Raw genomic sequence first — 1,891 nt, 5'->3', positions numbered from 1 at the left:
CAGTGGCGCACCTACAAGTGCGAAGCGTGGCTCGACGCGGACGAGGCGAACGCGGCGGCTGAGGTTTCGGAGACTTCCGAGACGGGCGTCTCGGGACGCTCGCGCTCCCGCGGTCGTGCCGCTAGCGCCGTCAAGATGACTGCGGATACCGTGCGCTACATCCGTTGGACCGAGGTCGTCTCGGACGGCGTGGTGGGCGTCAGGAGGAAGTAAGTAAAAGGGGGGGGGCAGAGATTTTCTCCGCCCCCTATCGCTCTTACGAAGCGCCCTGCCTTTGGGGCGTTCGATGCTTCTTGCCGCTGCGGCAATACTCTAAATCACCTCGTATACAGGACCACCGTCTAGTGGATACTTAGGATGACGTACTCAGGAGGTAATTGTGGGCGAAAGTAAACGCCACATCGATGTCGGAATCACTTCGGGGGGGGGGTGCCTCTAAAGGCTTAGCCTTTTCCAGAAGGGCCCTTATCGCCGGGGGCGGGATCACGGCTGCGGCGGCAGTGACCGACGCGGTTGCCAGACCCTCCAGTCCCCTGGGGGTCGTGATGCGCTCGGTCTTCGACGCGATAGGCATATCGACCTATTCGATGAGTAGATTCGAGGAGTTTGCGCCCGATAACCCGAAGGTTAAGCCATCGGGGCTCGCCGTTCCCATGAGTGTCAACGGCATCTCATCGCACCCCACCGGCTGGTGGCACAGCGCTGGCAGGGCGACGCACACAAGCTGGACCCCAACCTATGATGACGTCTTCCACAGGGGGGACAAAGCACAGCTCTTTCTGAACAATGGGCATCCCTACACGATTCTACCGATGGACAACTCCGGATACCGCGCGAGCGTCACGTGGAATAGCATTGGAACCTATAACGGGAAGCCCGTGGGATGCACGCTCACGCTCTCGAATCCCGCCGTTGGCAACGGCTACAACAACAACGCGGGTTTCAACCAGAAGCTCGCCCAATTCTACCAGCAGCACTTCGGCACGAAGAGCTTCTTCTTGGTGAGCGACGCCTTCGCGGCGTGGGACAGTTGTCACTGGCTACTGGGGCTGAAGTCGATAAAGATGGTATATCAGTTCTTCTATTCCGACAGGCCCGGCGAGTATATCGACCTCGATTGGGCGTACCTCGGCGCTAGGAGCATACAGTGTGACGGCGGCGGATATGAGTGGATCAGCCCCGCCGAGAACAATCAGGACGCCTATTTCATCCCGCGGGGAGTGGACACCCAGCTCTTCTTCACCAACTTCGACGGCTACAGCTGCATCTCGTCTCGTGTAAACGAGGTGAGCGACCGGACTTGCGCCATCATCGCATACAAGGGACCCAGCATCTCGTGCGTCCGCGGCGACACGGTGTATGGCGACGGGTTCCAGTTCGACTTTCAGTCTATCGGCAACTTCTGCTCGTTAAGCCTGAAGAAGTCCTCAACCAACCCCGATGTCACAAAGATCGATCCGGAGTACTTCTCTCTCGCCGGAGCCGAGTACGCCATCTACTGCGACGAGGCCTGCACCCGCAAGTGCGGGACCTTCAAGACGGACGAGAACGGCGAGGCTACCCTCTCGGCGGTCAACGGGACGAACAAGCTGATTGCGAACATGGACTACTGGGTGAAGGAGACGGTCGCACCGCAAGGCTTCGGGATTGACAAGGATGTCCATAAGATTCGCCTCGACCGCGACACGACCATCGAGGTATCGGATGTCCCGAAGCATTCGACCGTCCACTTTATGCTGGTGGACACAATCGGCGATACGCAGGAGATGCATACGGTCTATATCAAGCTCAACAGCACCTTCTCGGTAAACGGGAACCAGGGCGATTTCTCGGACGCACGCGCGGCCATCGAGCAGGTCATGCGCGACGAGGGGCAGGACATGAGCCTGCT

At 59.1% G+C, this 1,891-nt stretch carries 2 protein-coding genes; both read left to right on the top strand.

The features are described from left to right. Window positions 1–213, top strand: a 213-nt coding sequence (locus DW754_RS11030) for a hypothetical protein (RefSeq protein WP_158559687.1), incomplete at its 5' end; no start/stop codon positions are given. A 374-nt stretch (window positions 214–587) separates the two neighbouring features. After that, the coding region (locus tag DW754_RS10745; protein ID WP_199414476.1) for a prealbumin-like fold domain-containing protein at window positions 588–1,891 on the top strand (1,304 nt) is incomplete at its 3' end.

Source organism: Collinsella sp. AM29-10AC, assembly GCF_003469085.1.
In the GTDB taxonomy this organism is placed as follows: domain Bacteria; phylum Actinomycetota; class Coriobacteriia; order Coriobacteriales; family Coriobacteriaceae; genus Collinsella.
The sequence above is the reverse complement of the archived record's forward strand: the minus strand, read 5'-3'. Positions and strand labels throughout refer to the sequence as shown.